This window comes from Microcoleus sp. PH2017_24_DOB_U_A (genome assembly GCF_020738205.1).
Classification (GTDB): Bacteria; Cyanobacteriota; Cyanobacteriia; order Cyanobacteriales; family Microcoleaceae; genus Microcoleus.
In genome coordinates, this window is the sequence record NZ_JAEQCT010000031.1 from 51,871 (window position 1) to 78,704 (window position 26,834).

Here is a 26,834-nt window from a genome sequence, read left to right on the forward strand (position 1 = left end):
AACTACTCACTCGGATTAGGACTATCAATGATTTTTGTCAATATATATCTGCCACATTTGCTCGTAAGCTTTTTCCATCTCTCGCGTAAATTGCTGACCATTCCACAGCGGAGCAGTTTGTCGTGACTGGCGTAGTTTCCAAGATATTTGCTGGCGCAGAGCCGCGTCTTTCCCTAGACGAATCCCCCATTCGACATACTCTTCATCAGTCCAAGCTATTCCCTCTGTTACCCCTGCATTCATCATCATCGTGTAACTGTTACGTGCCGCAAATTGCTCACCAACTCGCGTCACGAGAGGAATGCACATCCACAAAGTTTCTAGGGTAGTTGTAGCACCGTTATAAGGATAGGTATCAAGCACTACATCGGCAATGCCCAAGTTAGCTCGGTGAACAGCTTCTGCTCCTACCTCTGGCAAAAAACGCAGGCGATCGCCCGCCACACCTTCTTCTTCTGCTAATTGAAAAAAGAAATTCTTAATTGACTCCTCATCAGCAGAACCTTTAATTAAAAAATAACTGTTTGGTACTTCTGCAAGAATCTTTATCTGTAGTCGCGCTGTGTCTGGATGGCGTTTATAGCCCCTCTGGGCACTAAGATATACAACAGCATCACTCGGAATACCCAACATATCGCGCCGCAAATCTGGTACGCCCACCTCAAAACCATCCACAGCTATATAAGTTTGAGGCAACCGCCAGATTTTTTCACTGTAATATTCCTGGGCAGACTCCGGTAAAACATAGCGATCGGCAATAAAATAGTCAACCGCCGGCAACCCAGAAGCATCCCAACCCAGCCAAGTTACTTGAACGGGTGCAGGCTTGAGCGCCATCACCTCACAAGTCACATCTAGGGTGATGCTGTCGAGATCTATCAGAATATCAATCTCATCTTGATAAATTTGTTCGGCGACTTCAGTACCGTAAAAACCACCTTTGTGGACTCGATCGACATTATTGACAAACCATTCCTGTAAAGAGTCCTCCGTCTTTCTATAGATCAGAAAATAGCCATGAATTTCAAATTCAGCGCGATTGTGATATTGGAAAAGCCATCGCGCTAGCCAACCAACCGAATGCCTTCTGAGGCAATGGGATAAGTAACCAATCTTCAAACGCTTAGCAGTACCATTTTTTTTGATGCCAGGAACTCGCTGTCTGTATCGATCGGTCTGCTCCTTGGCATAAAATTCAACATTCGTTTGACATAACTGAGAGACTTGATTTTGAATTAGTTTATTGATTTTTGGACAATCTTCAAAGTACGGTAAAAAGAAAGTAGTAAGAAACAGATTTTGAACCGTACTCGGGTGCAGTGATGTTGGTTGTTCAGCGATCAGTGACTCCAAAAGTGATTTGTGTCTCTGAATCATCGGCAATACCTGTTCCCAATATCCACCTGCACTCATCAATCCCCTCATAATCTGATGATTAGAAAAAACTCGATCTGGTAATTGTTTGCATAAGGAATAGCGTAGCTTAGCAATTTTTATACCTTCATCATATTGCTGAGCATTTTGATGATAAGTAGCTAACTGTAGTAAAATTCCGAGATTATTAACATCTAATCGGCGAGCCAACTCTGCAAAGCGTATGGCTAGTCCCGGAAGCAATGCCGAATGAGCGATTTCAGCGGAGGCTGCGATTACAATTTCAATATAAACTAGAGGTTCCCGCACATGGGCTAGACAGGCTTCCGCTAGTTCCAATGACGAAGGGCACAGGGGAGCATAGTTTAACACAGAGTTGAGGACTTGTATTAATAGCTCAGAGTCTGCCTCTGGAAGTTGCTCCGATTGGAGAACATCGATTAAACCGAGAGCATTAAGTTCATCCCCTGTATACGTCTTAAGCAGGATGGACAAGCCAATCAAGTGCAAGAGGTTGCTAATATCTGTAGGATTAATTTCTCGGATGTGCTGCCGAATTGCCCAAGCTAATGAATAGTCTGCTATACCTCTACGTCGCTCTGCTTCTGTTTGCAAAACTTGTATCAGTTCTACTGTCCACTCCTCAACTTGTTCCGGCTCCCCTTCAGTCATGCCTAACAGCCAAGTCGTTTGAGCTTCTGCCTCTTGTTCCTGCAATAGAAGCATCAAGCCCAAATGCCAGTAATTAGATTTGGTGTCTGGATTAACTTCTATTGCTTGTTCGTACAAATTTGCTGCTTGAGCGTAATTCCCCTGCATTGAATATTTATCTGCTTGCTGCTGAAAACTTATTTTTTCAGGCAATCCCGGGTTATCTAAAAAGTTAGACGGTATCAAATTTTTCATAGGGAAACCAATATTTATAAAAATTATGCAAATGGGTAGTGTTATACCAACACTACCCATTTTTTTTAAAAGTTTAGGCTAAACCTATCAAACCATTCTAGCCCTAATACTTTTGTTACTTGGAGACTTCTGTACCACCAGTTGCACACCGAGCACCGATAGCTGCGTTCGGATCTGGCGTAGCACTAGTGGCCTCACCGTCATATCCACATAAAACTGCTGACGTGGTTTTGTCCTGTGTAGCTGCGCCTGTTCCCGTGGCTGAACCTATAGCTACCCCACCAGCATATAATTGGAGAGACTTTTTATTCACAGGTGTTGCTAAGTTGGTCGCTTTTGTGTCTGATGTGACACCCGTAACTGTGTATGTATAGTTAGTAGTTTGAGTTTTGATGCCCAAACCCAAAGCGTCAACGCCGCTTACAAAGCCGTTATCCTCTGCATACTTAGCTTGCTGAGCTCTGTTCATGGAGCCGACATACTGCTTGGCTTCAGACTGCTTGGCTTTGTTAGCTTGGTTGAGGAAGGAAGGCAGAGCAATAGCAGACAAAATACCGATAATGATGATAACTACCAGCAGTTCAATCAGGGTAAAACCCTTATCTTGTCTTTTTTGATTGAGGTGATGCAGGAACTTAGCTTTTAATTCAGTTTTCATGGGTTGGTTCTCCTAGAGGGGCAAAATGCTTGATTTCTAACTCGTAAAGCTAACTTACCCAGTTTCGTTCGTTTTGATATCACGCTGCACATTTTTTTTTTTCTGTCTCAAGCAGATAGCTCCAAAAGCACATACATAAAGGCTTCTAGCGTTATTAATAGTTTTTTTACTTCCTCAGAGGCTGTCTCGCGACTCGCGGCTTCTAGGGTGACAGGATGCAGCGGTTTGAGCTTGAGCCAGCGTTCCGCTAAGTCGGCTACAGAAGAAGCTCGTTCCCAAAGTGGTAAAAGACAAGCAGCCATCGTACTCTCTATCAGGATAGGAACTCTGGTTGGCAAAGGGACATAACGGCTGATCTCGAATGGTTTGTAGCTAGTGATACAGTTAATCAAGTTTTCTCGTACCTCAGCGGTTCTGATCTGGGGATGCAGATACACCCGTGCAGTCTGCCAATCAACAAGAGTCCATTCGGAAACAGGTACAAACGACTGAGCCTGGTTGGGATGAGCGCACCAAAAGTCAATCAAACGATGAACGGGTTGTAAAAGTTCAAATAGATGCAGCCTCTCTTCTATAGAAATTTCTGGCAAGCTCATCTCCAGAAACGCAGGTAAGTTACTTGGATCTTTAAATAAGTCAGTTAATTCCCAGTGTCGCCAATTCACCATGCTCAAGAACTCTAAATCACTAACTCTCAGCGCCTCGAACAGTTCTGAAATGGTATAGCCTTTATCACCTTGAAACAAATAATTCATCAGTACAGACTCTTCCTCTTCAGCGAGGTTAGCGTACCAGGTAGTTAGTTTGAGATTTACGTCATCCTTCAAAGAATTCATAATATCGCGGGTCAATTGAATCTCTATTTCTCGCGGATTTTCATTCATCAACCCCATGATTTGAAAGAGTGCTTGAGCGCGATAATAATTAGTGCGCTGAAGAGAACTGTGCAGATTTGTACGAATAATTCCCTCTGGTTTCAGTACGGATTTCATCGCTTGCAAGCCCACCGCTATATCAGGCAAAATATAAAGAACTTCGTCGTTATTAATGTAGTCAAATTTTAGATTCAAACTCGGTATTTTTTCGATACTTAAAACATGAAATTCGGCACTGTTGAATCCATGATATTGCAAGCGTTTTTGTGCTAATTCTACAGATTCTTCCGAAATGTCGATGCCAACAATTTTGGCTCCGGGATTTGCTTCTGCCAAAATTAAAGATTTATAGCCTGTGCCACAGCCTGCATCTAAAATAACTTTCCCTTCAGTATCTATAACTTTTTGATTTCTTAAATAGTAAGCTGTTACAAGATTATGAATATAGAGAGATTGATAGTCTGTTTTGGGGGATTGGTCTAGAGGAACTTTAGGATAAGGAGCATTATCAAATTGCTGACGAATTTTCTCGATTAACTCTAATTCTTGATTATCCATTCTGAATTACACCTGATGCTGAAAAATTGCGCTGTGACATATACATATTCTAATATGTAATCGCATTTTGTTTCCGGTCACAGGGAACAGGTATTGCCCTCCTCCCGGCACGATCGATCGCACTTTTCCCCAAACCCCACACAAAACAAGACCACAGCCTTGCCATAATAGTTAAGGCCAAAGTTTCCCTCCCCCTCGCCAAACCAGATCGTACAACCAACCAGCACATCCATGAACACCAACATCAGCCCCATCCTCAAAGTATTCTGCTTCTCCGCCGCCCTTTCCCTGGCCATCAAATACGCAGGGCCCAGCCTATCCATAGCCTCAACCGACTTCAACGCCATCATCGCCGTCCTTTCCCCCAGCCCGATGGTAGCAGCTATCCTCGGCTGCCGATCGCACCAACCTACTCTAATCAAGCCGATCCAGGAAAATGCGATCGCCCTAACCAGAAATTCCTCGCCTCAACTCCCTCATCGCTTTGGTACTTTGCTCTCAATCGGGCCCCTATTCTAAAATTTTATCCAGAAAATCAGAAACTGAAACAATCTGAGTATTGCCCAAAGTTTCTACCTCACTAAAATCTCGATCGCCAGTTATTAAAAAATCTGCATTACCAGCCAAAGCACAAGCAAGAAATTTAGCATCTTTCCTATCTCTAGGAAAATCCACCTCAACCTCCACCTCAATCGACTGCGTTACCGTATCAAAAATCTCCCACCACTCTTCTATCACTTCCTGGCTTAGCTTAAACTTGGGACGTAACAAAACATCCTTATATTCTGCTAGAATTTCTAGTGATACCAGCCACTTCCAGTCCGGGCGATCGACGATTGACTGAATCGCTATTTTGGGCATCCGTCCCCTCAAAATCGCAGACACTAAAATATTAGTATCAACAACAATCCTCATTCGCCTCTCCGGTAAGCTTCAATCTCTACAGCAATCTCCTCCTCAGTAATTTCTTGAACTCCTGGTATCGCTTGCGTTTTATCAAATAAATCCTTTACTTTACGAGCGATGATTCGGCGACTATTTTGCTCAGACAAAAGCCTTAACGCTTCTCTCAGCACCGCTTCTATATTTTCATATTTTCCCGTATCTAACTGAGATTGAATCAACTGTTCTAATTCTGGGTTTAAAACAATATTCATCGCCTGTTTCCTGTTAAAAACTGTAATGTGCCGCAGTCATGGCAGAGACTTGGCATAATAGTCTCAATAGCTAATTATACAACCAAAGACCACCTCCATGAACACCAACATCAGCCCCATCCTCAAAGTATTCACCCTCTCCGCCGCCATTTCCCTCGCCATCAAGTACGCAGGGCCTAGCTTATCCATACCCTCCACCGACATCAACGCCCTAATCGCCGTCCTTTCCCCCAGCCTGATCGTAGCTGCTATCCTCGGCTGGCGGGCGTCGCAACAGCCAAGATAGGAGATGGAGGGCGATCGTCCGCCCCCAAAGACGAGTTAAATAGAAATAGGAACCCTTCATGCCCACCAATATACATGAGACAGACGATCGCATGGATCTAACCACCTTGAATCTCAAACCCTTAAACTTGCTCATTTTCCCCGATTGGAGCCAACCAGAAGAATTGCTATATTTAGAGTTGGCCGCAATTATTAAAAGTATTGTCACTCATCGCGATCGCCACAATCTAGCTCTTTTAATAGATAGCACCGAAATTTCAGAAGACTCTGAGTTAGACGCTGATTTAATTTTGTCCGGGATTCTCATGAATCTCTGCATGGAAGAAGATTTAGAGTCAAGCGTCGAACCGGAAATTATTTTATTAGAAAACCTCAGTCAAAGCCAGTGGCAAACTCTTCTGCCACAAATTCAATATAGAATTAAGTTGGCTGCGGAAAATCAAATAGCACTAGCCTTGTCCGGCGCAGAAATTATCCCACTATTGGAACTGGATCGACTTGGCGATATAACGCTGGAATCACCAGCATCAATGGCCCTGAGTTTGGCTAACACACTCTACTCTCAAGGAAGATATGAAGAAGCTATTAAGCAGTATCAAAGATTTTCGCAATTCCAGGTAGGAGATGTAGCACTATATTTGAACTTCAGCGATTGCTGGCGAAGAATTAATCAAATCTCAGCAGCTATCGCAATTCTTGAACACGGGCTTCGCTATTACCGGACAGCCGGACAACTGCACTTTGAACTCATCAAAATTTGCCAGCAGACCGGACAAACAAAAAAAGCTATTTCAAATGCAGAAATAGCCGCAGAGATTCTCCCGAATGAATACGTTTTTAAACTTTTTAGCCACTTAACATTACCGATTATTTACAATAGTTTGCGTGAAATTCAAACTTACCGGAAGAGATTTGTCAGAGAATTAGAAAGCTTGATTCAGCAAACATCTTTGAAAACTCCACAAGAAAAAATAAATGCTTTTTTCGGCTTGCAGAGTTTCACTAATTTCTACCTAGCCTATCAAGCCCACAATGTTGTAGAATCCCAATCAAAATATGCCAATTTAGTGCATCAAATTATGGCGGCGAACTATCCCCAGTGGGTGGAACCGCGACAGATGCCTCCGCTGCCGGAAAATGGTAAAATTAGAGTCGGTTATATTTCTAGTTACTTGCATTCTTACAGCGGCACTTTATGGTTGACCGGCTGGTTGCGGTATGCCGATACAAAACAATTTGAGATTTACTGTTACTACACGGGTAATGAACCAGATCTGATTACAGAACAATTTCGCGAATATAGCCATGTATTCCGCCACATTCCTCACAACTTAGAAGCTGTATGCCAACAAATTATTGATGACAAATTGCACATTCTTGTATTCCCGGAAATTGGCATGGATGCACCAACTATCCAAATAGCAGCTTTGCGCCTCGCACCCGTGCAATGTTCGGCGTGGGGACATCCTGTTACCTCTGGTTTACCTACAGTTGACTATTTTATTTCCAGCGAATTGATGGAACCGGAAAATGCACAATCGCATTACTCAGAAACCTTAGTTAAGTTGCCTAATATTGGGGTTTCCTACCCCAAACCCACCGTCGGAGAATTAAACAATAGTCGCTTAGATTTTGACCTCCGAGAAGATGCAATAATTTACTTTTGCTGCCAAGCTCCTTTCAAATACTTACCGCAATATGATTTTATTTTAGCAGAAATAGCCCGCCGCGTTCCCCAAGCTCAGTTTATTTTTCCGCGCGGTGAACTTTTGCGAAAACGGCTCAAGCGGGCTTTTGCTGCTGTTAATCTCGACAGCGAAGATTACTGTGTATTTCGAGCGATCGCAACTCGACAAGAGTATATAGCCATGAACTTTCTTGCCGATGTTTTCTTGGATACTTTCACTTGGTCGGGGGGCAATACGTCTTTGGAGGCGATCGCGTGCAATTTACCTATAGTAACCTGTCCGGGAGAATTTATGCGGGGACTGCACGCTTATAGCTTTCTCAAGATGCTGGGAGTAACAGACACAATTGCCCAAAATGAAAAGGAATACATTGAAATTGCTGTCAAATTGGGTTTAGATTCAGAGTGGCGGCGAGATATTTCACGACGCATGAGTCAGCGACAAGATAATCTGTTTGATGATAAAGTTTGCGTGACAGCTTTAGAGAGTTTTTATCAAGAAGTTGTTCGAGAAAGACTTAAACAGTTGACAGTTGACAGTTGATAGTTGACAGTTGACAGCGAGGTTTTTTGGATGGGATTTATATCAAGTCCGATCGAATGATGACAATAAAATTAGTTTGTAGTGAGGACTTTAGTCCTTGACAGAATCAGGACTAAAGTCCTCACTACGAACCTTAGAGCCGAAACCCTCGAAAATCGCCCTACAAGTTCGTCTGACGCACCCTACAAGTCATATAATATACGTTAGGACGATCGCAACCAAACTCAAGGCACTCACCATGATTCAAACCATAACTGAATTAGTAACATTCGATGAATTCATTGACTGGTATCCTGAGAATTCAGGATGTCACTATGAACTACACAACGGAGAAATTGTTGAAATGCCAAAAGCAACAGGCAAGCATTCTAAAGTAGCAGGTTTTACCTCGCTGAAGGTAGGAATTGAGATTGAGCGTCTTAATTTACCCTACTTCATCCCGAAAGAAGCCGTCATCAAACCCATGCGCGAGGAATCTGGTTATGAACCAGATATTATTGTACTCAACGAACAAACCATTGGAAACGAGCCGCGATGGGAGAAATCATCAATTATTACAATGGGTTCATCAGTTCCCCTAATCGTAGAAGTAACTAGCACTAACTGGGAGGATGATTATGCCCGCAAACTAGAGGCTTACGAGTCAATGGGCATCCAAGAATATTGGATTATAGACTATCTAGGATTGGGCGGGAGACGGTTTATCGGCAATCCTAAGCAACCAACTTTTTCGGTTTACCAACTAATTGATGGGGAATACCAAGTTAAACTGTTCCGAGGGGCTGAGGTGATTGAGTCGCCAACTTTCCCAAAATTGAATCTGACAGCGCAGCAGGTGTTCGCGAAAGGGAATTGAAGAGGCTGCGTTGTAGGAGTATATTGTAAAGAGGCGATCGCATTTAAGCTATCTTGTAGAGACGCGATTCCAAAAGCGTCTAAAGCAATGTCGGCAATTCCCCGTTATAATATCTAAAAATCGCATGAAGCTAGGACAGTGGATGGGCTTATTAGCCCTCATCGCATCTTGTTACATCCTCTGGCAAATCAGGCAAGCGCTACTGCTGCTGTTTGCCGCCATCGTCTTAGCCACGGCCTTAAACAAACTAGCACGCTACTTACAAAAAAAATTCCGACTCAAAAGGTCGATCGCCGTACTGTGCTCAATTAGCTTCTTATTCCTCGTCTTCGTAGGCTTGTTCCTGATAATTGTACCGCCCTTCGCCCTGCAATTCCAACAACTTACCCAAAGAGCTCCTCAAGGAATAGCAAGATTAAATGATTGGGTAGATCAAATCGAAACTCGCTTCTCGGGACAACTAGGCCAGCGCCTGCCAAATCTTGATGTTAACGACATTATGCGGCAACTGCAACCTTTATTCAACCAACTCGTTGGCGGTGCAGGAGCATTTGTCGGCAATACATTAGGCGTTATCCTGAGTTTTTTGTTAGTCTTAGTTTTGACCTTGATGACTTTAGCAGATCCCCTATCTTACCGCAAAGCATTTACACAACTATTTCCCTCTTTTTATCGGCGGCGAATCGAGGGTATTTTAGATGAATGCGAAATAGCTCTCGGTAGATGGGTCATCGGCGCTTTAATTAGCATGAGTGTGATTGCTTTTTTGAGCTTAATTGGTTTGTCAGTTTTGCAAGTTCCCCTACCGTTAGCTCACGCTGTAGTAGCAGGATTTCTGAACTTGATTCCGAATATTGGCCCTACTATTAGCGTCATTCCGCCAATGACGATCGCACTTTTAGACTCTCCCTTAAAATCAGGTTTAGTCCTCATTCTTTACTTTCTAATTCAACAGTTTGAAAGCAACATCCTCACCCCCTACGTCATGGCACAGCAAGTATCGCTGCTGCCAGCAGTAACTTTAATAGCTCAAGTATTCTTCGCCACATTTTTTGGATTTTTAGGCTTATTGCTAGCCCTTCCCCTCACAGTTGTCGCTCAAGTTTGGATTAGGGAAGTGCTAATTAAAGACATTCTCAACCAGTGGGACGCCAATCCTAAAAGGTTGGCGGCAATTGATTCGGCTATTCATGAAGAGTACGAATCTATAGGAGTCACACAAAGCCGATCAGAAAATTTACCCGAACACAAACCAGACATTTCCGATGATCCAGAGAATGACGCAAATGACGTTCCTGGAAATCAGTAATTCAGGTTTGTACTCATCCCAAATCTGGCTTAAATAGCAGTTTATTTTTGAGTCCGCGAAGGCGGACTTTGTTTTTATAGAAGCGATTTCAATCGCCGACTCTTATAAATCTATATCTTGTATCCTAGCACTCTAAACCGCATCTTGTCCAGCGCTGAAAATCTGTTGCACCGTTAAATTCAACTCTGGAAATGTGGGCGAAACAATCCTATCGCTCCCCCGAAACTGACTAACTTGATACTCGCCATCAACCAAATGGTGAACAAAAAAAGTAGGTTGTTTCGGATTGCCAATATAGCGTCTGCCACCAAGTCCCAAATAATCCGCAATCCAGTATTCAGAAATACCCAAAGCTTCGTAGTCAACCAACTTGTAGCCGTAATCATCCCGCCAATTGGTACTGACAACTTCGACAATTAGCCGGACAGAACTACCCATTGTAATGATAGATTGCTTTTTCCATCTCGGTTCGCTGTTCGTCCCTTGTCTGTCCAAAACGATCGCATCCGGTTCGTAACCAGATAGCTCGTTATCAGCTTTGACAACGCATTCTTTGGGTACGAAGTAGGGCAATTGCAGCCTCTCGATTTCCATCCCTAGCTTCAGGCAAAGGAAGCCAGCTACTTCTGAATGTTCTCCGGTTGTTTTAGGCATCTCAACAATCGTTCCATTATGGAGTTCGTAACGGTTTATCGAATTTTCAGGATACCAGTCAATAAATTCATCGAAAGTGACTGGTTTTAATATCGCTTGAGTCATGGCGATCGCCCTTTATTTGATTTATGATATTATTCTTATATCCGTTATAACTCAATACGGTTCAGATAAGACAGATCCCCCCTAGCCAAGAGGGCGGGAACGGGGGCACCGCCCCTACAAGGGGGGGACAAGAAGTTGCTCAAAATCCCCCGACTATCAGGGGGGATTTAGGGGGATATCCGGGGAATTAACAGTGTTAACTGAACCGTATTGCGTTATAACTCACATCTTGCATCATTATCAAGAACAGGCAAGATGCCTGTTCCACAAGAAAATTAACTCTTTGTGGAACAGGCATCTTGCCTGTTCAGAAAAGGCTAATTGAGAATGGTGTAACATCTCAGTTATAATACATTTCTTTTATCTCAAACTATCGCCCGATCGCCAATCTATCAAACTAAAATCCAAATAAAATAGTGTTATGAGATCGATCGACGAAATCAACGATAAAATCAGCCAAGGCAAAGCCACAGTCTGGACAATCGAAGAACTCAAAACCAGAGTCAGAGAAACCAGCATTACCGAAGCCGCCAAACAAGTCGATGTGATTACCACCGGCACCTTCGAGCCCATGGAATCCTCCGGCGCCATCATCAACCTCGGCCATACAGATCCCCCGATCAAAATCCGGCAGTGCTGGCTGGACGGCGTTTTAGCCTACTCCGGCTTCGGCGCCGTAGACCTGTACCTCGGAGCCACCCAAGTAGCCGAAGACGGCGAAGAATCGCGGGAACGGGGCGGCGGACACGTCATCGAAGACTTAATCGCCGGCAAACCCGTGCAGTTGCGGGCTTTAGGGCAAGTAACAGACTGCTATCCCCGCGCCTCCTTTGAAACCACGATTACCCGCGATACCATCAACCAGTTTTATTTATTCAATCCCCGGAACGCCTATCAAAACTTTATTGTAGGAGTCAACGGGGGCGATCGCCCGCTGTTCACCTACCTCGGCCCCCTGCAACCGAACCTCGGCAACGCCGTCTATTCGAGCCTGGGAGCCATGTCACCCCTGCTAAACGACCCCCACCTCCAACTCATCGGCATCGGCACCCGTATCTTCCTAGGAGGTGCTCAGGGCTACATCACCTGGGAAGGAACCCAACACTTCCCGCTGCAAAAACGGCAGCCTAACGGGACTCCGATCGGCCCAGCCGCCACCCTGGCACTCATCGGCGACGCCAAACAGATGAACTCCAAATGGGTGCGCGGCTGCTACTTCAAAAACTACGGCCCATCCTTGATGCTGGGAGTCGGCATCCCTTTTCCTGTTTTAAACGAAACAGTCGTGGCGCACTGTGCAGTATCAGACAAAAAAATAGTAGCGCCGGTGGTAGATTTCTCTATCCCCCGGCGCGTTCGTCCCACATTTGGTTTAGTTAGCTATGCTCAATTAAAAACTGGTCGCATTCTCATCGAGGGTAAACCCGTGCGGGCCGCCCCGCTGGCGAGTATGTTTCTCTCGCGGCAAGTAGCTTTGGAATTGAAGCAGCAAATTGAAGCGGGTTTATTTACCCTCACGGCCCCAGTTGCTCCTCTATCTGTCGATCGAGTATTTCTTCCCCAAGATTTGTGGGGAGCCCAAGTCAGGATTGAATAAACAATTTGAGATTTTAGATTCTAGATTTTAGATTTTTTTGTGGAAGCACAAGGTCTTAGAAACCGGGTTTCTTGTCCCCGGCGTTGCTTGAAAGCTGAGGTTTGTTGTCAAGAAACTCAGTTTCCGATCCTTGCGAGTGCGTCCAGGATTCTAGATTTTAGATTGAAGTCTTCTGGTGAAAAACTGCACCCATGGGAAACTGATGCACTCACCGAAAATCTAAAATCTAAAATCTAAGAATCTAAAATAGTCTTATTCCTCAACAAGCTTAGGCTTCTTCACAGGCTTAGGAAGAGGTTCCTTGGGGACAGGCGGTGCTGCTGCGGACTTGATAGTAGGACGCCCTACAGGAGTACCGTCACCGCTGGGCTTAGGAGTAAAGGCACGCTTGTTTCCCCCTCCTTTGTAGCCACCACCGGGCGGCTTGCTACCGGGGGGGAATTTCCGCTTTTTAATCGGCAGGGCGCCAATATTGTTGGCCTGCTCAATCATCAGACTGTCAGCTTGCAATTTGACGTGGAAATCCCAAAAAAACCCGATCGCCTTTGTTCCTACATCCCCCTTGAGTTTCAACTTAAAAAACTTCATCTTGTCGTCATTCTTGCGAGGAGCTTGCTTGATTTTGACGATGAGATATTTTTCTTCCTCTTGCGATTGTTGATAAATCACCTCGCCTCGAATCGAAAAATAGCCATCTTCAACATCAGGTTCCGAGGGCGGCAAAGATGCAGTCGATGGTTCGCCGCCCTGCTCAATCTCCCCTGCTTCCTGATTTTCCTCATCAGAGGAAGTTTCGGGAGATTTTTTCAGGGTTTCCGGCTCCCAAACACCCATAATTTGGGCGTGCAAGTTGCCGTCTTCTTGCCTGGTGCGGGGATAGACCACCCACAGGTGTTCTTGTTCGAGATCCAGGTGATTTTTGACTAAACTCATAACTCTACCCAGCAAAACTGCGTCGATGGCAGTTCCGTCGGCAGCTATCAACATACCTCGGGTGAATTGCTCTTCAGATTGGGTGTAGCGGCCCCGCACTAAACCAACAGCTCGGTACTGTCTGGGTTCACTGGGAGGGGGAATGGGATGTTGGCGCATGACAGAGGGTATGTCATCATCATCGACCTGAGTTTCGTTAGTGGGAGGCTTGGGGGTTGGGGTAGGTACGACCGTGAGTTCAGTTGTCTTACCAGCAGATTCCGCAGGCGCTGCTGGCTCCGAGATCGCAGGAGCATCGCTGGGCTTTGGCTTTGTTTTGTCCCCATCGGGGGCAGAACTGTAGCGTGGTCGTTGCAGCGTATCCTTTGGCGCTGGGGCGTCTGTTGTCGCTGGGGCGTCCGTTGGCGCTAGGGCGTCATTTGGCGCTGGGGCGTCCGTTGTCGCTGGGGCGTCCGTTGGCGCTGGTGGTTGATTTTGGTCAACAGGTGCAGCCGACGCGGAAGACACGGGACTTTCGTCTGGTGTCTCGGGCACGGAGGCTGTAACTGCGGGCTGATTCACGGCGGGCTCGGTTGGCTGAGCCTTGCGAGCAGAAGTAGATTTGGACGATTTGGAAGACCGGTTGGGAGAGGGGTTCATAAAAACTCCTTGCAGCGGAGACACATCCCTTGAGGGAAATTAGGAATAAACTGAAGAAACTGATTTAAAAACTACTAGCACCCGACTTGAGGCTTGCGCCGGAAAGTTTGGTTTTGACCCGTCAACGCCAACTTTCTACTGCGCTACGAGCGATCCCGGATTTGCTGGCTGCTCTAATCCTTGTTGGCAAAGAGTTTGAGAGTTGCTAACCCAAGAATCGGTCGATCGCCCGAAAGCTGGCGTTGCTGGCTAATAGCGTTTAGGATATTCAGATACTTCAAGTCCGGACAATCTAGGATATATCCCGACATAGCGTGTTGAATACCTGAGCATCCAACCCGGCAATATCTCGCAATGATTTGAGGAAAATCCCCAAGGCGCCATTCCAATCTCTCTGGAGTAGCTTGCCTATTTTACTTAATCCAATTACCTAACGGGCTGATCCGCCATATTTTCGGTAATTTTGAGCTTAACCGCACTCTTATTGGACGAAAGCCACGTTCCTTGGGGCTGCGGGTCTTTGTGTCCAAAATAGTTTGGCTAGCGTGGAGTTGCGGGTCTGTTACCATATTAGCTGCAAGCAAAAGACTGGTTTGTGAATTGGGACTTTGAACTTAAGAACTTTTATGGTTGCATAGATCTGGTTAAATCGCAGACGCCCCTAGGCGATGGGTTGATTCTTAGAAAATAGTAGATTTTAAGTTGGGATAGTTGAATTATGGAAAAAGCAAACAAGGGTCGCGGGTTGATTACTGTAGTGGTAGTGCTTGCGCTCATCGCTTTTGTGGGATTTTCTCTGGTTCCAATTTTGGACAGTATTCTCAAGGGCAATCAAGCGCAAAGTCGATCGACTCCAACGCCAACTCAGACAGCCGCATCTAACGATAAGCAATCGCAGTTGCTGCAAGATCAGGTGAGAGGGTATGAATTGGTTTTGCAGCGGGAACCTGACAATGTAACGGCTTTGCGGGGACTTTTGCAGGTACGGCTGGAGTTGATCGGACAAGGAGTGGGGGCGATCAAGGATGTGGTGCCGACGTTGGAAAAGTTGGCTAAACTGAATCCTGAAACTACGGAATACGGGATTTTGCTGGCTCAGGCGAAGGAACGCACGGGCGATCGCGAAGGGGCTGCTGGGGCCTATCGGTCAATTTTAGCGTCTAAGCCTGGGGAAATTAAGGCTTTGCAGGGGTTGGTGAATTTGCTGTTGGTGCAACAACGGCCCGAAGCTGCGATCGGACTGCTGCAAGATACGCTCAAGGCTGCTCCGGCGCAGAATCAGGCGAAACCGGGAAGTATTGATGTAACTTCGGTGCAGTTGATTTTGGGGCAGGTTTATGCTGTGCAGAAGCGCTACCCAGAGGCGATCGCGATTTACGACGAATCGGCTAAGGCGAATCCGAAAGATTTTCGTCCGACGTTAGCTCATGCGATCGTGTTGAAGGAACAGGGCAAAACAGACGAAGCAAAAACGCTCTTTGAGAAAGCTACTGAGTTAGCTCCGCCTAACTATAAAGACCAAATTAATCAGTTAGCTAGCGGCACTCCTTCGCCTTCTCCTGCGGCAGAAAAAGCGAGTCCCGATCCTGCTGCTTCTCCCAGTCCAGAACCGTCAAGTTCTCCCAGTCCAGAAGGTGCGCTACCGAAACCTTAAGGACATTGGTAGGGGCGGTACGAAGAGTTCCCGCCCCATGATTTTGAGTTAAAAAATTTGATACTTTTAACTCAAAACTTCTTATTTTATTCCGAATTACAGATTAGAGAGTATCCGCAAAAATAACGATTATAAGGTTTGTAGTGAGGACTTCAGTCCGCATCAATTTCTGCGGACTGAAGTCCTCACTACAAACCTAGGACGTGATATTATGAATTAAGTCAGACCTCGGAGGGAATTATGACCCAAAGCGTTGACCGCGTTGTTCTACCTCCTGCTTTTCCAGACCACACTCAATTACCAGAGTCGGATGGTACTTTTGTGAAAAATTTCCAGGAGCATCCACAAAGTTTAATTTTAACAGATTCGATCGGCCCGATTTTGCAGCAGCGGCATCCTGACGGACAATATGCGATCGGTCAAGACTGCGGCATTTATTGGCGAGAAACCGAGCCACCGGAAAAAGGTGCAGAAGCTCCTGATTGGTTTTATGTTCCTAATGTACCTCCTAATATTGACGGTCAAATTCGCCGTTCCTACGTGCTGTGGCGGGAACATATAGCACCGTTAATTGCGTTAGAATTTGCCAGCGGGAATGGCGAGGAAGAGCGGGATATTACTCCGTTGTCGCGGACAGACGAAGGGGTAATCACGAAACCTGGCAAGTTTTGGGCTTACGAGCGGGTGATGCGAATTCCCTATTACGGCATCTATGAAATTAACAGCGGGCGATTAGAAGTTTATCGGTTGATTGACGGATATTATCAACTTTTAGAACTGAATCAGCGCGGTCATTTTGCGATCGCACCTTTGGGCGTAGAATTGGGACTTTGGCAAGGCAGTTATCAAAACCAAACCATGCTTTGGCTGCGTTGGTGGGATGAGGAAGGTAATTTGCTATTGATTGGCGATGAAAGAGCTCAATTGGAGAGATTGCGAGGGGAACAACAACGGGAAAGAGCCGAACAAGAAAGATTGCGAGCCGAACAAGAAAGATTGCGAGCTGACAGTGCAGAGCAGGCACGACAAGCTGAATTTCAGGCAAGAAGGGCTGCAATTCCCCGGTTGTTGGGAATGGGTTTGAGTGCCGAACAGGTGGCGGAGGCGTTAAGTTTATCTGTCGAAGAAGTTAGGGAGGATGGTGGAGAGTGAGATAGTGGAGGGAAATTGGGGAAAAGGGCGATCGATCTTGAATTTGCTAGGAAGCGATCGCAACCAATGACAGTAGCACTAACTTTCTGACTCCGCAGGCCCAGCAACAGACTTGGCTCTCCCTAAACGATAAGCTGTGAGAGGACTATTCCGAATATCTGCTTCTATCTGGGCAATCAGTTCATCAAGTGCAAAATTAAGACTATCAAACTGCCGACAGACTTCGCGCATTTTAGCAACTGTCTGCTTTACTTTTTCGGGTTCTGGTTGCGGTTGTTGAGTCATAGTAGGTTCCAATCACTTTTAGCTTCTCGGACAGTAGCTTCTCCGGCCTCGGCTGTAGCTTCAGCTTGTTCTATCGTTTGAGTCAGTAGTTCTATGGTAGCAGTAGGAGCGATCGGCTGAAATTCCGAAATTCGCAGGAGCAGGTTAGAAAGGCGAGAATAAGAAGAAGTAGCTCGTTCTCTAATGTTTGTCAATTGTTCTAGCACAGAAGCAGTTGCCTCCGTTTCTCCAAATATTTCAAAAACAGATAGTTCAGTCGCTCCCGCTTGATTGATTAGCTGCACCAGTCGGCGCTGTAATTCTAGGATAATTGTAATAGTTCTATCGGGCAAATCAGCCATGAACTTTCTCCTCACTATCATCCAACTCCGCCATAAAATCGGCGGCAGAACAAAATTTAACATTTCCCTCAGCATACTCTTGACGAACTTCTGCCACCTCCTTGAGTAATTCATTGCGTCGCTGTTGTCGCAGACGATTTTGAAGAATATCTAGAAGCATGGCTTGATCTTCTAGTGATAAAACTTCTACAGCTTCAAGAGCTTGCTGGAATTGAGATGTCTGTGTCGTTTTACTCATATATAGCACTTCTAGGGGAGGTGAGGTATAGCTAGAACGTCTAAAAGCCTTACGCTACAAGCCCTAACCATTTAGTAAGTAGGGTGCGTCAGCCATTTGGTAATTAGGTAACAAACAAAATTTATTTAGGGCTGACACACCCTATAAATCAATACTTCCGCTCCTGCGGCTCAAACATCGTAATCGCCACCGGCATATAAGCCAAATCAATCCCCGCAGGCGAATAATAAGCCAGCGTATGCTTCAAGAACTTCTCATCATCCCGCTGCAAAAAATCTTCCCGCGAATGAGCGCCCCGACTTTCCTGACGGTTCAAAGCCGAAGTTAAAATCATTTTTCCCACGATTATCAAACTCCGCAATTCCAAAGCTTCCACAATTTCCGTATTCCAAGATTTACCCTTGTCGTCCAAGTAAACTTCTTGATATTGTTTTTCCAATTCCTCCAATTTATGCAAACCTTCCTGCATCAATTCGGCGCTGCGAAATACTCCGCAATACTCAGTCATCGTATCTTGGAACTTTTGCCGAATTTGATTAATTCGGTATTGTCCGGGACGGTCTACAAGTGCTTGAATTTGCTCTTGTGTTTCCTGAATATAACGCTGTTCGTCTACTGCGGGTAACTTGCGATTTTGGACAAATTGTGCTATGGTTGCGCCAGTAACTTTGCCGTAAACTACGCATTCTAAGAGCGAATTGCTGCCCAAACGGTTAGCGCCGTGAACTGACACGCAAGCTGCTTCGCCGGCCGCAAAGAAACCGTCTACCAAACTGTCAGCACTGCTGCGAACTTGTCCGCCAATATTCGTTGGAATTCCCCCCATTGAATAGTGAGCCGTAGGACGCACTGGCATCGGCTGGTCTACGGCATCAATTCCTAGCAAGCGGTGCGCTTCTTCCCAAGCAAAAGGTATTTTGCTCATGATTTTTTCGCGTCCCATGTGCCGCAAATCGAGGTAGATAAAGGGGCCGCCTGCACTACCATCGAGATTAATGCCTCTACCTGCACGAATTTCTAAGGAAATCGATCGCGATGTAATGTCCCTGGGCGCTAATTCCATCCGCGACGGGGCATAATTCGCCATAAATCGATCGCCCTCGGAATTAATCAAATAAGCCCCTTCACCCCGCACAGCCTCCGAAATCAACACTCCCACCGGATACAAACCAGTCGGATGAAACTGCACAAACTCCATATCTTCCAGCGGCAATCCCGCCATCGCCGCCATCGCCAAACCGTCTCCAGTCGATGCGTAATCGTTCGAGGTGGTGTTGTAAACTCGACCGTAACCCCCCGTAGCAAACATCACCGCCTTAGCGCGCACGACGGCAATTTCGCCGTCTATCAGGTTAAACATAACTACGCCCTTGGCTTGGCCTGCTTCCAAAATCAGGCGCGTGACATACCACTCCTGATAGATGTGAACTCCACAACGGCGCAGATTGTTGACTAATTCGTGGAGGATGGCGTGACCGGTTTTGTCGGCGGCGTAGCAGGTGCGGCGGTGGGAATGTCCGCCGAAAGCGCGCTGGGCAATTCTGCCGTCTGGGAGGCGCGAAAACAGGACTCCCATGTGCTCTAAATCGATGATGACACCGGGTGCTTCGCGGGTGAGGATTTCTACGGCGTCTTGGTCGGCTAAATAGTCTGAACCTTTTACTGTGTCGAAGGCGTGGGCTTTCCAACTGTCATCTGGATCGACATTTTGCAGGCTGGAGGCCATGCCGCCTTGGGCTGCGACGGAGTGCGATCGAATCGGGTGAGTTTTGGCAACAACAGCTACCTTTAAACTTGGGTCAGTCCGGGCAATTTCTACGGCTGCGCGGCAACCTGCTAAACCGCCGCCAACTATTATCACGTCGTGTTCTAGCATTGTTTTTTAATTATTTTGAGTGTTCTGCTCAACTTATGGTGACGCAAAAAAAAACTTCCTACCAAAAGATCGGGAAGTTTTTTAACTTTTGATTTTAATCGAAAATCAAAATCTAAAATTTCAAATTCGACTAGCCGACGCTTTCGACAGACCTTTGATGGGACTGATTTCCCGTTGCAGAAGGTTGATCTTCGGTGGCGGGGTCTACAGAAAGCACTTCTATGTTATTGAGTAGAGTTGTCACGAAAGCAAACAGCAAGAATGGCAGAGACAGCACTAAAATCAAGCCAACTGTAGCCAAGGCGTAGATTTGGCGGGCGCTGCTCCAGAGGGCGAGTGCGGACGCTAGACTCAGGAAGATGACTATCAGCCAAACAATGATTTGACCGTAAATGTCGCCAAAGGTGAGGGTACATTTAAGGCGATAGTTGTGAATGTTATCCATTGATGCCTCGGGAGATTGCTATTACGACTTGTCGAAAAATACTTTGACAGTGCGTCAATGCCCACTGTGAATTTATAATTTTAGCTGCTACAACTTGGTTTTGGCGTTCTTTTAAACATTTTTATAGAAGTTTGCAACAAGACTTTATAAAATTTTACTTCTGACTGGGAAATTTTACCAAACCAGACTTAGGCACTCCGACAAAGAAACTGGGTTTTTTACTGTTTTGGCGCCTGTAACGAGTCTTTTCGCAAAAACCTGGTTTCTGACCCCCCGTGCGTGCAGGACTACGACAGAAAGGCACAAGGGGAAAGTATACTTTTTGACCGATCGCGATTTTTGTAAAGTAATGTTAAGCTGCATGGGTATGGAATCAACCTTTTCCAGAAAGAATTGGTTGAAAGCCGGAACCCGGAGCGGGAGAAATGAAAATCAGACTATTCATTACTCCAATCCTCGGACTTAAGGGTAGAGGTCGCTCTCCTTCGGTCAACTGTCAACTGTCAACTGTCAACTGTTGAAAGCGTTTTACCTGTGTTTTAGCCCATGTCTTCCGATCGCACATTAATGATTTCGCGCTGTTTCCTGGCTGGTGTGGGAACGCAGATGTTTGTACACCACCAGCAGCGGATTCCGCAAGAAAGTCCGGTACTGGTGGTGAGCAATCACCGCAGTTTCTTAGATCCTTTGGTGCTGACAGCAGCGTTGGGTCGATCGATCCGGTTTGCTTGTCATCACTACATGGGTCAAGTTCCGGTGATTCGGGAAGTTGTCACGAGTTTTGGGGCTTTCCCCTTGGAAGCACCGGAGCACCGACAGCAACATTTTTTCGCTCAAGCGACGGCGCTGCTACAAGACAGGGAGATGGTGGGGGTGTTTCCTGAGGGTGCAGAACCGATGGTGAACTTTACTCAACCCAATACCATCGGGAAGTTTCAGCGGGGATTTGCTCATTTGGCTTTGCGGGCGCCGGTGCGGGATTTGGCGGTATTGCCGGTGGCGATTGCTTCGATGGAGGAAAAGTCGGTGCGATCGGGTTTACCGCTGAAGTTGCTGAGTTTGTTCGATCCTTCCGAACCGTTGTTCGATCGCGCTGGGTGGCATCCTGTGATAGTTTATCAACGAGTTAATATTTTAATCGGCCGCCCTTACTGGATTACAGTCGATCGACAGCAGCAGTATCGAGGCAAAAAGGCCAAAGCAGTGGTGGCTGAACTTACAGAACACTGTCAGGGGGAAATTGCACAATTACTCGAGCGAGGGTGTGTTTAAGTCAGTTGACAGTTGACAGTTGACAGTTGACAGTTGACAGTTGACAGTTGACAGTTGATAGTTGACAGTTGACAGTTGACAGTTGACAGTTGTAAAAATGAGCAATAAATTACCAATTACCAATTGCCAATTGCCAATTGCGACCCTTCGGCTTCGCGAGCAAGATTACCAATCACCAATTACCAATTACCAATTACCAATTACCAATTACTAATTACCAATTACCAATTACCAATTACCAATTACCAATTACCAACTACCAATTACCAATTACCAACTACCAATTACCAGATTAAGTTTAATCATGCCAACTGCTAACAATAAGGTTCGTTTTCTCAGCCCGAAACCGCCCAAACCCGATCGCCCTTTATTTGTATTTCTGCCCGGTATGGACGGGGGAGGTTTGCTGCTGCGATCGCAAATTCCTAAATTAGCTCCGCATTTCGACATTCGCTGCTTAGCTATACCGGCCGACGACATGGCTAGCTGGGAGGTACTGGTTAAGGAAACAATTGCCTTAATTGAAGCAGAAAAGAAAGCCAATCAGCGGCCAGTTTATCTGTGCGGCGAGTCATTTGGGGGCTGTTTAGCGATAAAAGTTGTTTTAGAAGCTCCCCAATTGTGCGATCGACTAATTTTAGTTAATCCAGCTTCTTCATTCCGACAACAGCCTTGGGTGCAGTGGGGTTCTCACCTGACTCAGTGGCTGCCGGCGAATCTTTATCCGCTGTCGGTAATCGGTCTGTTGCCGATATTAGCATCCTTAGGAAAGATTGGGCGGGACGATCGGCGAGCTTTGCTGGAAGCGATGCAAGCGGTACCGCAAAATACGTCTGTGTGGAGATTGGCGTTAGTGCGATCGTTTAATGTGGATGAAAATCAGTTGCGTGCGATCGAACAGCCGACGTTAGTAATTGCTAGCGGAGCCGATCGGCTGCTGCCTTCTATGGCAGAAGCGAAGCTTTTAGTCAAGGTAATTCCGAATCCTGAAATGGTGATGCTGGCTAATAGCGGTCATGCTTGTTTGTTGGAAACTGATGTTGACCTTTACGCAATTATGCAAGCTCGCAATTTTTTGGCAGAATCAGAAGAATATTTATCATTAGTCAGGAGTCATTAGTGAGCAGTCAGGGAGCATCTCATTTTTGTATTTTTTTTTAGTGCGAGCGTCCCCGCTCGCGAGCTATATTAAGACTCGCGAGCTATATTAAGACTCGCGAGCTATATTATTAAGACTCGCGAGCTATATTAAGACTCGCGAGCTATATTAAGACTCGCGAGCTATATTAAGACTCGCGAGCTATCTTAAGACTCGCGAGCTATATTAAGACTCGCGAGCTATCTTAAGACTCGCGAGCTATCTTAAGACTCGCGAGCTATCTTAAGACTCGCGAGCTATCTTAAGACTCGCGAGCTATCTTAAGACTCGCGAGCTATATTAAGACTCGCGAGCTATATTAAGACTCGCGAGCTATATTAAGACTCGCGAGCTATATTAAGACTCGCGAGCTATATTAAGACTCGCGAGCTATCTTAAGACTCGCGAGCTATCTTAAGACTCGCGAGCTATATTAAGACTCGCGAGCTATATTAAGACTCGCGAGCTATCTTAAGACTCGCGAGCTATCTTAAGACTCGCGAGCGGGACGCTCGCACTGCACGATAACTAATTAAGATTCAGCCATTTTTGAGCATTAAGCCGCTGGACGACACCAAAGACCATGAGGTCTAGGGTAATCTTGCGCTCGTCTATCAAAAAAGGCTCTAAAGTGCTGGTTTTGGTGTTATTTTCAGCGCAGGAAAATGCTCTTTGACTTTGAATATCTTCTTGAGGAAAATACAAGTTAAATTGGCGCTGACCTTCTTGAAATTTACCAATTACTTGCCAGCAATCTCCGGCGGAACTCATGCCAGCAACGGGGAGTTTTTGCTTGGTCAAACTCACATCTAAATCCTTAACGCCCTGCTTGGTCAAAGCAGTTTGCAAGGCGGGCAAATAATCTTGTTGAATAAATTCCGCAAAGGGCTTGTCTTCAACAGCAGGTGCTTTTTCCTTTTTAGCTTTAGCTGGGGGCTTGTCACCGTCTGGCTTGGCGGCCGCTTTTTTAGCAGCGGGCGCAGGCTTGTCAGCGCTGGGGATGTCGCTGGTTTCCGGAGTGTCGGAACTCGGAGCGTTTTCAGCAGAAAGGGCCTCTGTTTCGGCTTCGCCTGCTGCTGGATTTTTCGGTTCTTCTGCCATTGGTGCTTCCTTTTAAAAAGTGATGAGTAGAGGAGTCAGGAGTCAGGAGTCAGTAGTTGTTTGTTGGTTGTTATTTGTTGTTAGTTTTAGTTGTTGTTTCTAATAACCAATAACTAATAACCAATAACTACTAACCGATGACTACTGACTAATGACTGAGGACTATGCTTATTCTAAATCTCAGCGACAGCTCGTTCAATCAAACGGTGGGCGAGAGTTTGAACGCCCGTGTGTTCGTAGTAGTTGGTAGTCATGTCCAGGAAAGCGCCCACGTAGTCCACCTTGTCGGCAGAAATTTCCACAAAACTCTGTAAGTGCCCCATAACGTTTTGGGGAGTCAAACCTCGATCGCTCACAAACGAGCCCATCCAGCCGGAAACCGAGTTAAAGCTTTCGCCGATAAATCCGAGTTGGCCTGCGGGATTACCACCAGGAATCATACCGCCGATCGACTTAAACGCCGGATTGTCTTGCAAATCGCTAGGGGAGAGCTTTTGAATCCAAGACTGAGTAGCCATGATAAAGTCTGGGCCCAGGGGAATCAAACCATCAAAACAAACCAAAGCAGCCATCCGCATCAGGGATTCACCGCCGTAGTCGCCCAAAGCCCCGGCAAAATCGCCGATGCTGTCGCCAGGAATGCCGTTAATTTGGCAAAAAGCGAGCAATTCAGTGACTAATTTTAGAGAAAGGTCGATCGTCTGAGCTTTTTCAGGCTTGGGGGTGAGATTTCCCAGCACGGACAAAAACGGCACATTTTGGGCGACTTTGTTAGCTAGGGCTGCTGTACCGAGGGCGCTAGAGGCACTGTCGATCGTTTGGTAAAGCCAGAGAGCGCGTTGGTAGCCTTCCGATTTATCGTTGTAGAGGGTGATGGCCCGATCGCCAATTTGCTGGATCATATCTTCGTCAGTTTCGCCTGTTACCGTACGAATGGTATTTTCAAAGCCAACTAAATTGTTCCACTCGCCTGGAACAACAAAGTCAAGCGCTCGCAGGGCTTTGACAGTCATGTTGTCTTTAGGCAGTTGATCGACTAATTCAAAGACTGTTTTGCTCACAAAAAACTCCTTGTTGAACAGAAATCAAAGGTATTACTTTTGGTAGATGGCAAGAACTTCACAGTCTGATTTTGGCAGACATAGTTTTGATAGCGCCAGAGCTAGAGTCGGGCGAGAAGTTCGATCTGAGACACTGCTATTTCACACTAGCAAGGCCGCTCAGGTTAAATTTTGACAGCCAAGCTTCGCGCTCGCTAGCGGTAAAAGAGGGATCGCGGGATTGAACTTTGACTTGATAGCGATTTGCCACTAAAACAGCAGTGATGTTAGCGCCCTGACTGACAGCGGGATAGCCGCTAATTTGCTTGGTGCTTTGCTGGAATTTGGCTCCGGCGCTGGGGTTGCCGGCGATGTCGTTAATCGAAAGCACCGCGACATTTTTACCGCCTTTGTTCAGTTTAGCTTCAGCAAAACCGGATTTTTCTTGAGCGAAAACGCGATCGAATCCGCCGCCAGCAGACGGGAAGTATTTATTTAACTTACCGCCTGCAACTGCCTTCTTGGGCAGGTTTTGATTACTAGCAGTGGATTTGTCAGCATTTGTCTGCTTGGCTTTAGTCGATTTTTGGGTGCTTTCCTGCTGGGCTTTGTCCCAGCGGGAGGGGGGCTGATTCTGACCGCAGGAAGTCACGAGCAGCAGTACCGAGATCAGAAATGGAGCTAAGATTCGGCGTGCGGGGGGAAATTGCATCGCTCTCTCCTCATTAGTAGGTTTCCATAACAATTGTGGCTCACGATTTACCAATTTGTCTTCCCCGAGCGAGTGATTTGTGTCCTTTGCGAAAAAATCCTCTGCCCGCAGGCAGAGGATTTTTTGCAATTGCGAGTTTTGAAGGAAGAAGAAAGAAAGATTGCTCCACAGATCAATTCTGGGGATGAGGTAAAAAAACTAAGTTTTTTGATGGCCAGCAATCTCAAAACAATTTTCGCTGATTTTCCCGAGATTTATCTAGAGGTTTCAGAGGAATTGTCCGTCAATCGTGTTGCTTCGGCCTTCCAACTTAGGTCTTGCTTTGTGGGTAAAGCTGCTATACAAATCCTAGACAAGTCTAGACATTTGCTTCTTACTTCATCGGGGGCATGGGAGCGGCTATCCCTCGGTAAGCTTTGACGCTCTAGCCAAGCGCGATAAATTAATCGCTGCGTTCAAATCCCTGTCCATCGAATGACCGCAACTTCCATAGTTGTAAGTCCTTTCTTTCAGCGGCATATCTTGAATATGTCCGCAGTTTGAACAAGTCTTACTCGAAGGAAACCAGCGGTCAGCAATGATTACTTCACAGCCAAACTTTTGAGATTTATACTCTAGTTGACGTTTGAATTCATAGAATCCACAATCAGCGATAACTCGAAGCTCGCTTGTGATTAGACAGTAACCCAGAAACATTCAAATTCTCTACTACTATCTTTGCGTGGTTTTTGCATAAGTAAGTAGTGATTTGATGGAGAGTATTTTTTCTGAGATTCGCTACCTTAGGAATGAAAATTGAATAATTTAAGCAACTTTGCTTCCCCATTTCTTTTCCAGTAAGGGCTAAGGGGGGGATAGTCGTCTAGGTTATTAAATTTTCATTCCTTAGCATGATGCTTCGCTAGTTTTTGTTTCGCCTTAAATCTATTTCTAGAGCCTCTTGTTTTTTTCGGGATAACTCCTTTGACAGCCTACGCAACTTACTGAGATGCGTTTTGTAATGCTTTGGGTTAGGCAAAACAACACCGGTCGAAAGGGTTGCCAACTCTTTAACTCCCAAGTCAACACCCACAACATCGTGTTGCTTTATAGTTGGCTCTTCTGTTCGTAAGCAAAAGCGATAAACCAACTGTCGGCGGTACGTGAAATAGTGATTGACACGGCACGGTGGTGTGAGGCAATCCGCCCTAGGTTTTTACCCAGCCGATAGTCGGCAACTTTATGGACGTACCACCTACCGGAATTGGTTTGCCACCTGCATCTATCGTGAAAGAATCATGATGCCCCTTCTTCTTGAATTTGGGATATCCACCTTTTTTTGAGAAAAATAAGGAGAAGGAATCCCCAAGATTGTCGAAAGCATATTGAGTTATCTTCTGGCAAATTCCCGCTTCTTTAATCCATGTAAACTCAGGCTTTACATGATTGTTAAAGAATTTCTTG

30 protein-coding genes and 1 pseudogene are annotated in these 26,834 nt (G+C 45.8%); 11 read left to right on the forward strand and 20 right to left on the reverse strand.

Features of this window, described 5'->3' with window-relative positions; genetic code table 11:
• Nucleotides 1-24: 24 nt before the first annotated feature.
• From JGK07_RS08500 to JGK07_RS08510, 3 genes are all read right to left on the reverse strand, one after another.
• Nucleotides 25-2,280, reverse strand: coding sequence for an O-linked N-acetylglucosamine transferase, SPINDLY family protein (locus JGK07_RS08500; RefSeq protein ID WP_293241639.1), 2,256 nt, complete (start codon nucleotides 2,278-2,280; stop codon nucleotides 25-27).
• 115 nt (nucleotides 2,281-2,395) lie between these two features.
• Nucleotides 2,396-2,938 carry a type IV pilin-like G/H family protein gene (locus tag JGK07_RS08505; protein WP_293241642.1) on the reverse strand — a complete coding sequence of 181 codons (543 nt, stop codon included), beginning with the start codon at nucleotides 2,936-2,938 and terminating at the stop codon, nucleotides 2,396-2,398.
• 107 nt (nucleotides 2,939-3,045) lie between these two features.
• Nucleotides 3,046-4,371 (reverse strand): methyltransferase domain-containing protein, encoded by a 1,326-nt coding sequence (locus JGK07_RS08510; protein ID WP_293241645.1) that lies wholly within the window; start codon nucleotides 4,369-4,371, stop codon nucleotides 3,046-3,048.
• 231 nt (nucleotides 4,372-4,602) lie between these two features.
• On the opposite strand from JGK07_RS08510, the gene JGK07_RS08515 reads away from it, so the two are divergent.
• The gene (locus tag JGK07_RS08515; RefSeq protein ID WP_293241648.1) at nucleotides 4,603-4,890 is read left to right on the forward strand and encodes a hypothetical protein; all 288 of its coding nucleotides are present in this window, start codon (nucleotides 4,603-4,605) and stop codon (nucleotides 4,888-4,890) included.
• Here JGK07_RS08515 and JGK07_RS08520 read toward each other — a convergent pair.
• From JGK07_RS08520 to JGK07_RS33135, 3 genes are all read right to left on the reverse strand, one after another.
• On the reverse strand, nucleotides 4,882-5,286 hold the full coding sequence (locus JGK07_RS08520) for a putative toxin-antitoxin system toxin component, PIN family (RefSeq protein ID WP_293241651.1): 405 nt from the start codon (nucleotides 5,284-5,286) through the stop codon (nucleotides 4,882-4,884). The genes JGK07_RS08515 and JGK07_RS08520 overlap by 9 nt on opposite strands.
• A complete protein-coding gene (locus tag JGK07_RS08525) occupies nucleotides 5,283-5,528 on the reverse strand; it encodes a type II toxin-antitoxin system ParD family antitoxin (RefSeq protein WP_293241654.1) in 246 nt (81 codons plus the stop codon). Before JGK07_RS08525 ends, JGK07_RS08520 begins: the two co-directional genes overlap by 4 nt.
• Nucleotides 5,529-5,739: 211 nt before the next feature.
• Nucleotides 5,740-5,874, reverse strand: a complete 135-nt coding sequence (locus JGK07_RS33135; RefSeq protein ID WP_366034739.1) for a hypothetical protein — start codon at nucleotides 5,872-5,874, stop codon at nucleotides 5,740-5,742.
• Between JGK07_RS33135 and JGK07_RS08535 the strand changes: the two genes are divergently transcribed.
• From JGK07_RS08535 to JGK07_RS08545, 3 genes are all read left to right on the forward strand, one after another.
• Nucleotides 5,873-8,044, forward strand: a complete 2,172-nt coding sequence (locus tag JGK07_RS08535) for an O-linked N-acetylglucosamine transferase, SPINDLY family protein (protein WP_293241660.1) — start codon at nucleotides 5,873-5,875, stop codon at nucleotides 8,042-8,044. The two genes, JGK07_RS33135 and JGK07_RS08535, sit on opposite strands and share 2 nt — an antisense overlap.
• 238 nt (nucleotides 8,045-8,282) lie before the next feature.
• The gene (locus tag JGK07_RS08540) at nucleotides 8,283-8,900 is read left to right on the forward strand and encodes a Uma2 family endonuclease (protein WP_293193371.1); all 618 of its coding nucleotides are present in this window, start codon (nucleotides 8,283-8,285) and stop codon (nucleotides 8,898-8,900) included.
• Between the two features lie 124 nt (nucleotides 8,901-9,024).
• Nucleotides 9,025-10,209: an AI-2E family transporter gene (locus JGK07_RS08545; RefSeq protein ID WP_293193372.1), complete on the forward strand. Its 1,185-nt coding sequence runs from the start codon at nucleotides 9,025-9,027 to the stop codon at nucleotides 10,207-10,209.
• A 132-nt stretch (nucleotides 10,210-10,341) separates the two neighbouring features.
• Here the strand turns inward: JGK07_RS08545 and JGK07_RS08550 are convergent, their stop codons facing one another.
• Nucleotides 10,342-10,968: a Uma2 family endonuclease gene (locus JGK07_RS08550; RefSeq protein WP_293186545.1), complete on the reverse strand. Its 627-nt coding sequence runs from the start codon at nucleotides 10,966-10,968 to the stop codon at nucleotides 10,342-10,344.
• Nucleotides 10,969-11,389: 421 nt separating this feature from the next.
• Between JGK07_RS08550 and JGK07_RS08555 the strand changes: the two genes are divergently transcribed.
• Entirely contained in the window at nucleotides 11,390-12,565 is a 1,176-nt protein-coding gene (locus JGK07_RS08555) for a homocysteine biosynthesis protein (protein WP_293186547.1), read from the forward strand.
• Nucleotides 12,566-12,817: 252 nt separating this feature from the next.
• Here the strand turns inward: JGK07_RS08555 and JGK07_RS08560 are convergent, their stop codons facing one another.
• Together JGK07_RS08560 and JGK07_RS08565 are read right to left on the reverse strand one after the other, a co-directional pair.
• Entirely contained in the window at nucleotides 12,818-14,137 is a 1,320-nt protein-coding gene (locus tag JGK07_RS08560) for a hypothetical protein (RefSeq protein ID WP_293193374.1), read from the reverse strand.
• A gap of 173 nt (nucleotides 14,138-14,310) precedes the next feature.
• Nucleotides 14,311-14,448: a hypothetical protein gene (locus JGK07_RS08565; protein WP_293203559.1), complete on the reverse strand. Its 138-nt coding sequence runs from the start codon at nucleotides 14,446-14,448 to the stop codon at nucleotides 14,311-14,313.
• Nucleotides 14,449-14,855: 407 nt separating this feature from the next.
• Here JGK07_RS08565 and JGK07_RS08570 point away from each other — a divergent pair, with 407 nt between their 5' ends.
• Together JGK07_RS08570 and JGK07_RS08575 are read left to right on the forward strand one after the other, a co-directional pair.
• The gene (locus JGK07_RS08570) at nucleotides 14,856-15,791 is read left to right on the forward strand and encodes a tetratricopeptide repeat protein (RefSeq protein ID WP_293193375.1); all 936 of its coding nucleotides are present in this window, start codon (nucleotides 14,856-14,858) and stop codon (nucleotides 15,789-15,791) included.
• 240 nt (nucleotides 15,792-16,031) lie between these two features.
• On the forward strand, nucleotides 16,032-16,943 hold the full coding sequence (locus JGK07_RS08575) for a Uma2 family endonuclease (protein WP_293193376.1): 912 nt from the start codon (nucleotides 16,032-16,034) through the stop codon (nucleotides 16,941-16,943).
• A gap of 78 nt (nucleotides 16,944-17,021) precedes the next feature.
• On the opposite strand, the gene JGK07_RS08580 is transcribed toward JGK07_RS08575, so the two are convergent.
• The 5 genes from JGK07_RS08580 to JGK07_RS08600 all read right to left on the reverse strand — a co-directional run bounded on the left by JGK07_RS08580 (nucleotide 17,022) and on the right by JGK07_RS08600 (nucleotide 20,128).
• Entirely contained in the window at nucleotides 17,022-17,228 is a 207-nt protein-coding gene (locus JGK07_RS08580) for a hypothetical protein (protein ID WP_293127010.1), read from the reverse strand.
• On the reverse strand, nucleotides 17,225-17,569 hold the full coding sequence (locus JGK07_RS08585) for a hypothetical protein (RefSeq protein ID WP_293186554.1): 345 nt from the start codon (nucleotides 17,567-17,569) through the stop codon (nucleotides 17,225-17,227). The genes JGK07_RS08580 and JGK07_RS08585 overlap by 4 nt, the downstream gene beginning before the upstream one ends.
• The gene (locus JGK07_RS08590) at nucleotides 17,562-17,807 is read right to left on the reverse strand and encodes a hypothetical protein (RefSeq protein ID WP_293186555.1); all 246 of its coding nucleotides are present in this window, start codon (nucleotides 17,805-17,807) and stop codon (nucleotides 17,562-17,564) included. The genes JGK07_RS08585 and JGK07_RS08590 overlap by 8 nt, the downstream gene beginning before the upstream one ends.
• 148 nt (nucleotides 17,808-17,955) lie before the next feature.
• Nucleotides 17,956-19,683 carry a succinate dehydrogenase/fumarate reductase flavoprotein subunit gene (locus JGK07_RS08595; protein WP_293186557.1) on the reverse strand — a complete coding sequence of 576 codons (1,728 nt, stop codon included), beginning with the start codon at nucleotides 19,681-19,683 and terminating at the stop codon, nucleotides 17,956-17,958.
• 130 nt (nucleotides 19,684-19,813) lie between these two features.
• Nucleotides 19,814-20,128, reverse strand: a complete 315-nt coding sequence (locus tag JGK07_RS08600; RefSeq protein WP_293186559.1) for a hypothetical protein — start codon at nucleotides 20,126-20,128, stop codon at nucleotides 19,814-19,816.
• A 546-nt stretch (nucleotides 20,129-20,674) separates the two neighbouring features.
• On the opposite strand from JGK07_RS08600, the gene JGK07_RS08605 reads away from it, so the two are divergent.
• From JGK07_RS08605 to JGK07_RS08615, 3 genes are all read left to right on the forward strand, one after another.
• On the forward strand, nucleotides 20,675-21,400 hold the full coding sequence (locus tag JGK07_RS08605) for a 1-acyl-sn-glycerol-3-phosphate acyltransferase (protein ID WP_293193377.1): 726 nt from the start codon (nucleotides 20,675-20,677) through the stop codon (nucleotides 21,398-21,400).
• A gap of 123 nt (nucleotides 21,401-21,523) precedes the next feature.
• A complete protein-coding gene (locus tag JGK07_RS08610; RefSeq protein WP_293193378.1) occupies nucleotides 21,524-21,718 on the forward strand; it encodes a hypothetical protein in 195 nt (64 codons plus the stop codon).
• Nucleotides 21,705-22,520: an alpha/beta fold hydrolase gene (locus JGK07_RS08615; RefSeq protein WP_293186563.1), complete on the forward strand. Its 816-nt coding sequence runs from the start codon at nucleotides 21,705-21,707 to the stop codon at nucleotides 22,518-22,520. Before JGK07_RS08610 ends, JGK07_RS08615 begins: the two co-directional genes overlap by 14 nt.
• Before the next feature lie 546 nt (nucleotides 22,521-23,066).
• Here JGK07_RS08615 and JGK07_RS08620 read toward each other — a convergent pair.
• The 3 genes from JGK07_RS08620 to JGK07_RS08630 form a co-directional block, all read right to left on the reverse strand.
• The gene (locus tag JGK07_RS08620; protein ID WP_293187126.1) at nucleotides 23,067-23,639 is read right to left on the reverse strand and encodes a DUF2996 domain-containing protein; all 573 of its coding nucleotides are present in this window, start codon (nucleotides 23,637-23,639) and stop codon (nucleotides 23,067-23,069) included.
• Nucleotides 23,640-23,812: 173 nt separating this feature from the next.
• Nucleotides 23,813-24,700, reverse strand: a complete 888-nt coding sequence (locus tag JGK07_RS08625; RefSeq protein WP_293187127.1) for a hypothetical protein — start codon at nucleotides 24,698-24,700, stop codon at nucleotides 23,813-23,815.
• A gap of 136 nt (nucleotides 24,701-24,836) precedes the next feature.
• A complete protein-coding gene (locus JGK07_RS08630; RefSeq protein WP_293187128.1) occupies nucleotides 24,837-25,391 on the reverse strand; it encodes a hypothetical protein in 555 nt (184 codons plus the stop codon).
• A gap of 138 nt (nucleotides 25,392-25,529) precedes the next feature.
• On the opposite strand from JGK07_RS08630, the gene JGK07_RS08635 reads away from it, so the two are divergent.
• On the forward strand, nucleotides 25,530-25,811 hold the full coding sequence (locus JGK07_RS08635) for a hypothetical protein (protein WP_293187129.1): 282 nt from the start codon (nucleotides 25,530-25,532) through the stop codon (nucleotides 25,809-25,811).
• On the opposite strand, the gene JGK07_RS33140 is transcribed toward JGK07_RS08635, so the two are convergent.
• The 3 genes and pseudogenes from JGK07_RS33140 to JGK07_RS08640 all read right to left on the reverse strand — a co-directional run.
• A complete protein-coding gene (locus tag JGK07_RS33140) occupies nucleotides 25,791-26,087 on the reverse strand; it encodes a zinc ribbon domain-containing protein (RefSeq protein ID WP_363319284.1) in 297 nt (98 codons plus the stop codon). The two genes, JGK07_RS08635 and JGK07_RS33140, sit on opposite strands and share 21 nt — an antisense overlap.
• 205 nt (nucleotides 26,088-26,292) lie before the next feature.
• Entirely contained in the window at nucleotides 26,293-26,520 is a 228-nt protein-coding gene (locus tag JGK07_RS33145; protein ID WP_363319285.1) for a transposase, read from the reverse strand.
• A gap of 58 nt (nucleotides 26,521-26,578) precedes the next feature.
• Nucleotides 26,579-26,834, reverse strand: a pseudogene (locus tag JGK07_RS08640) (RNA-guided endonuclease TnpB family protein); the annotation flags it as partial.